A 3,750-nucleotide genomic window follows, 5' to 3' on the forward strand; every position below is an offset into this window, starting at 1 on the left:
GTGATCGCGCCGTTCCTGGCCACGCTCGGACCCGACGACCCGATGCCGACGGTCATCGAATCGGATCCCCGCGAGGCGTACGACGCGCTGCGGCATGGCGCCGACCTCGCGATCGCCACCGTGCCCCCGCCGGTGCGGCTGGCCGGCACGGCCCTCGCGGTGCTGCCGGTGTGGGCGTACGTACGAGCGGATCATGCGTGGCACGACCGAGCCTCCGTACGCCTCAAGGAGCTCGCGGGCGAGACGGTCCTCGCCCTGACGCCGGCGTTCAAGCCCCGGCAGATCCTCGATCGCGCGATGGAGCGGGCCGGGGTGTCACCGGGGCCGGTCGTCGACTGCAGCAATCCACAGGTTGCGCAGGCACTGGCCGCCGCGGGTCGCGGTGTGGCCGTGGTGTCGGACGACCCGCGCTTCGGGTTGCACCCGGTGGAGATCGTCGGTCGGGACGGCCCCTTGCGGATCGAGCTGTTCGCCGCGTGGGAGCCGGGCCACCACGCCGCCGCGACGCTCGACGAGCTGGCGTCGCGGCTGCGGGAGTTCTGCGTCGAGCGCTACGGCGCCGAGGTCGCGCCGACCAGCTGAGGCTTGGCGAGCAGTCCCCTGCGGTCCGCGACGGTCTCGAACCAATAGGTGAAGAACGGCGGGATGCTGGCGGCCAGGGCGAGCACGATCGTCTTGGCGTTCCACTTGAACACGTACGCGGAAACCAGGCTGGCGACGACGTACAGGACGAAGATGCCGCCGTGGATCGGCCCGGCGACGGGCACGCCGCCCTCGTGCAGGCCGAACGGCTCGGACTCGAGGATCCACTTGCAGAACATCGCCGCCAGGAGAAGCGCCCACGAGAGGGCCTCGGCGATGGCGATCGTACGAAAGACAGTGCGGACAGTTGAGGGATTCACGCCACCACGCTACCCGCGTAACGCCGCGGCAATGTGCGCCGGTGACAATGGTCATATGGCCTTCCTGCTGCGCGTCGAGCTGCCTGACGTGCCCGGCTCGCTGGGTGCCCTCGCGACGGCGCTCGGTGGTGCCGGCGCCGACATCGAGGCGATCGAGATCGTGGAGCGCCGTGCCGACGGCCGGGTCGTCGATGACGTCCTGCTCGAGCTGCCGGCGCGGGTCATGCCCGACGCGCTGATCACGGCGTGCCACCAGCTCGACGGGGTCAAGGTCGACTGGATCTCCCGCTACAACGCCGGCGCCAACCTCAGCATGGATCTCGAGGCCGTCGAGCGGTTCACGGAAGATCCGACGACGGCCATCGAGCAGCTCGTCGACGTCATCCCGGCGACGTTCCGTACGGACTGGGCGATGGCGCTGCACCGGGTCGACGGCCAGGCGCAGATCATGGCGAAGTCCGCCACCGCGCCCAAGCTCGTCGACGAGGCATCGGCGTGGCTCGGCATCCGCAAGTCCAAGGTCCTGCGTGAGGTTCCCGAGTGGGACTCGACGGTGCTGGCCGCGTCGCCGGCCCGCGATCGCCGCGGCGACGGCTTCGTCGTGGTCGTCGGTCGCCACGGCGGTCCCGAGTTCCTCGCCTCCGAGCTGGCCAGGCTCGGCCACATGGTCTCGCTGGCGGCGTCAGTCCAGTCGCGCTGACGGTTTACCAGGAGAACCTGGTAAACCGCCACTTCACCCGGGCAAATTTGCCCGGAGGAGTGCGGCTTGCCCGGAGGAGTGCGGGTTCCTGGTAAACCGCAGCGGCGTCAGTCCTTCGCCTTCGTCTCCGGCACGTGGGAGTGGTGGAATCGGCCGAGGGCGTCGACCTCCTTCTCCATCTGGGGGACGCACGTGCGAGCCAGGCGCCTGAGGATGGGCCACGCCAGCGGCGAGTTGGTCAACGCCTTGCTCCAGTTGGCGAGCAGGACACCCTTGGGCACGTACACCCGGCTCTTGCGCTTGGCGAAGCCCTGCAGGATCAGCTCGACGCACTCCTCGACGCTCGTCGTGCTGTTGGCGGGGTAGGGCAGCTTCTTGCGGATGTCCGCGAACGAGGGCAGGTCCTTCTCCGCGTTGCGCACGATGTCGGTGTCGATCCACGACGGGTGGCAGATGCCGACACCGATGCCGAGATGCGCGACCTCCTGCTTGTACGCCAGGGCGAGCGACTCGGCCCCGGCCTTGCTGGCGTTGTACGACGCCAGGCCCGCGAGCGCGGTGAACGACGCGAGCGACGCGACCACGAGGGCGTACCCGTTGGTCGCGGCGAGGTGTGGTGTCGAGTGCTTCAGCGTGCGGAAGACGCCGTTGATGTTGATGTCGACGACCCGCTCGAACGCTTCGTCGTCGATCTGCCGGACGGTGCCGTACGAAGCGATGCCGGCGTTCGCGAGCACGAAGTCGATGCGGCCGAAGTGCGTGGCCGCCGCATTGACCGCCGCGGCGACGGCTGCCGAGTCGCGTACGTCGGCCTCCCACCACGCGGCGGAGTCACCGAGCTCGTCGGACAGCTCGGTGAGCAGCTCGGGCTCCAGGCCCACGAGGGCGACCTTGCCTCCGCGCTCGACGAAGCCGCGAGCGACTCCGGCTCCGATGCCCCGTGCCGCGCCGGTGATGAGCGCGACCTTGCCGGTGAAGTTGTCCATCGGATCAACATACCGTCGGTATCTGAAATGCGCCACTGTCAATGTCACATACGCGAGGCTCAGGCCTGGAGGCGGTCTGCCAGCTCGTCGAGGGTGGGCACGAACCACAGCTGTCGGCCGCGGTTCGACTCGGTGACCCAGGCGCGCAGCGAGACGCTCTCGGCGACGCGCGACTCGATGTCGCCGACGATCGCGAGCCGCAGGCGGTAATTGACGAACTTCTGCGTGACCTCGCCGGCGAGCCCGGTCCTGAGCTCGAAGAAGTCATCCGTCAGCCGCTCGACCGGGATGACGACGATCTGGGCCTCGCCCCACGCGGCATCGCCGATGACGTCGGTCGCGGCCTCGACGGTGCCGAGGGGTGCGCCGTCGCCGGGCATGACGAGGACCGGGGTGCCGTGGATCGTGGTCAGCTCGTTCTCGGGCATGCCACGACGATATCGAGAGGTCCCTGCGCGATACCCTCGCCGTCATGACCGTCTCCGAGATCTTCGACCCCTCCGCCTGGCGGGAGGTCCCCGGCTTCGAGCAGCTCGAGGACATCACCTACCACCGCGCCGCCGACCACGGCACCGTACGCATTGCGTTCGACCGGCCCGAGGTACGCAATGCGTTCCGGCCGGGCACGGTCGACGAGCTCCTCCGCGTCCTCGAGCACGCGCGCCAGTCGTCCGACGTCGGCTGCGTACTCCTCACCGGCAACGGGCCGTCGCCCAAGGACGGCGGTTGGGCGTTCTGCTCCGGCGGCGACCAGCGCATCCGCGGCAAGGCCGGCTATCAGTACGCGGAGGGTGAGTCCGCCGATACGGTCGACAAGGCCAAGCTCGCCCGGCTGCACATCCTCGAGGTGCAGCGGCTCATCCGCTTCATGCCCAAGATCGTCATCGCCGTGGTCCCCGGCTGGGCCGCCGGCGGAGGGCACAGTCTGCACGTCGTCGCGGACCTCACGCTCGCGTCGGCGGAGCACGCGAAGTTCAAGCAGACCGACGCCGACGTCGGCTCGTTCGACGGCGGCTACGGCTCGGCGTACCTCGCCCGCCAGGTCGGCCAGAAGTTCGCCCGCGAGATCTTCCTGCTCGGCGACGAGTACTCCGCCGCCGACGCGCACCGCATGGGCATGGTCAACAAGGTCGTGCCGCACGCCGAGCTCGAGGCCGAGGCG

At 69.5% G+C, this 3,750-nt stretch carries 6 protein-coding genes; 3 read left to right on the forward strand and 3 right to left on the reverse strand.

What is annotated here, in order from left to right; all coding sequences use genetic code 11:
• Window positions 1-582: LysR family transcriptional regulator substrate-binding protein (locus V6M46_RS01940; RefSeq protein ID WP_332662047.1), on the forward strand; the 582-nt coding region annotated here is incomplete at its 5' end.
• Here V6M46_RS01940 and V6M46_RS01945 read toward each other — a convergent pair.
• Window positions 552-902 (reverse strand): DUF3817 domain-containing protein, encoded by a 351-nt coding sequence (locus V6M46_RS01945; protein WP_332662049.1) that lies wholly within the window; start codon window positions 900-902, stop codon window positions 552-554. The two genes, V6M46_RS01940 and V6M46_RS01945, sit on opposite strands and share 31 nt — an antisense overlap.
• Before the next feature lie 55 nt (window positions 903-957).
• Between V6M46_RS01945 and V6M46_RS01950 the strand changes: the two genes are divergently transcribed.
• Window positions 958-1,602 carry an amino acid-binding protein gene (locus tag V6M46_RS01950; RefSeq protein ID WP_332662050.1) on the forward strand — a complete coding sequence of 215 codons (645 nt, stop codon included), beginning with the start codon at window positions 958-960 and terminating at the stop codon, window positions 1,600-1,602.
• A 107-nt stretch (window positions 1,603-1,709) separates the two neighbouring features.
• Here the strand turns inward: V6M46_RS01950 and V6M46_RS01955 are convergent, their stop codons facing one another.
• Both V6M46_RS01955 and V6M46_RS01960 read right to left on the reverse strand, forming a co-directional pair.
• On the reverse strand, window positions 1,710-2,588 hold the full coding sequence (locus V6M46_RS01955) for an SDR family oxidoreductase (protein WP_332662051.1): 879 nt from the start codon (window positions 2,586-2,588) through the stop codon (window positions 1,710-1,712).
• Window positions 2,589-2,647: 59 nt separating this feature from the next.
• Entirely contained in the window at window positions 2,648-3,016 is a 369-nt protein-coding gene (locus tag V6M46_RS01960) for a DUF4180 domain-containing protein (protein ID WP_332662052.1), read from the reverse strand.
• Between the two features lie 44 nt (window positions 3,017-3,060).
• Between V6M46_RS01960 and V6M46_RS01965 the strand changes: the two genes are divergently transcribed.
• The coding region (locus V6M46_RS01965) for a 1,4-dihydroxy-2-naphthoyl-CoA synthase (RefSeq protein ID WP_332662053.1) at window positions 3,061-3,750 on the forward strand (690 nt) is incomplete at its 3' end.

The sequence above is a fragment of the Aeromicrobium sp. genome (assembly GCF_036676885.1).
In the GTDB taxonomy this organism is placed as follows: Bacteria; Actinomycetota; Actinomycetes; order Propionibacteriales; family Nocardioidaceae; genus Aeromicrobium.